Genomic DNA, 1,112 nt, shown 5'->3' with positions numbered 1-1,112 from the left:
GGCGTGGGGATCGGCGACGCTGAGGTTGTAGGCCCGGGCGAGGTGGTTGAGGTGGACCGACTCCTCCCGCCTGCTGCCCAGCGAGCGGGCGGAATCGGCGGAGAGCTGGAACACCTGGGTTCGTAGAAGGTTCCGTCGCGGAGCATGGCGAACAGGACGCTGATGCGGTGCCGGGCCAGGCGGAGCAGAGCCTGTGTGTGGGTTTTGCCGTGGGCCCGGCATTTGTCGTAGTAGGTGCGGGAGGCGGGGTCGTGCAGGGCGGCGAACGCGGACAGGAACATCGCGCGTTTGAGCTGCCGGTTTCCGCCCCGTGGTGCGTGTTCGCCGTGGATCGAGGTCCCCGAGGACTTTGTCGTCGGGGCGAGGCCGGCGTAGGAGGCGAGGTGGGCGGCGGTGGGGAAGCTGGTGCCGTCTTGGACGGTGACCAGTAGGACTGCTGCGGTCCTGACGCCGACGCCGGGCAGCGACGTCAGGACCTGGGAAAGAGGGTGGGCCTCCAGCAGTTCGCTGATCTGGGCTTCTAAGGTCCGGCGTTGTTCGTGGACGGCCGCGAGTGAGCGGGCCAGGGACGGGATGACCACGTCGAGGGTGCCGGTGCCCGGGACGACGACTGTCTGCTCGTCCAGGGCGTCGAAGATGTCGTCGATGAGGCGGGTGGCCATGCGCGGGGCCTTGGGCCGGATCAGCTCGACGAGCCTGCGGCGTCCGGCTTTTCGCAGTGCGGCCGGGGATCCGTAGCGTTCCAGCAGCCAGGTCACCGCGGCATGGTCGAGGCGGGGTCCCAGGACACGCTCAAGGCTGGGGTGGAACTGGGTGAGCAGGCCCCGTATCCGGTTGGAGGTCCGGGTGGCCTCGGCGGCGAGGTCCTGGTCGAAGCCCACGAGAAGGGTCAGTTCGGCGGTGATCGCGTCGGTCAGCTCCAGGGAGCGCAGGGTGTGCGGAATCGTTCGGGCTGCGTCCGCGATCACGGCCGCGTCCTTCGCGTCGGTCTTCGCCTCGCCAGGGTAGAGGTCGGCGATCCGGCGCATGGCGAGGCCGGGCAGGTAGGCGACTTGGCAACCCGTGGCGCGGGCGACGGCCAGCGGCAGGGCGCCGATGGATGCGGGCTGGTC

1 pseudogene is annotated in these 1,112 nt (G+C 69.9%); it reads right to left on the bottom strand.

What is annotated here, in order from left to right:
- Window positions 1-113: 113 nt before the first annotated feature.
- Window positions 114-1,112, bottom strand: a pseudogene (locus ACFWGZ_RS41175) (IS110 family transposase); the annotation flags it as partial.

The sequence above is a fragment of the Lentzea sp. NPDC060358 genome (assembly GCF_042725365.1).
Taxonomy (GTDB): domain Bacteria; phylum Actinomycetota; class Actinomycetes; order Mycobacteriales; family Pseudonocardiaceae; genus Lentzea.
Note: the sequence above shows the minus strand (reverse complement) of the source record. Positions and strands in the feature narration are given on the sequence as shown.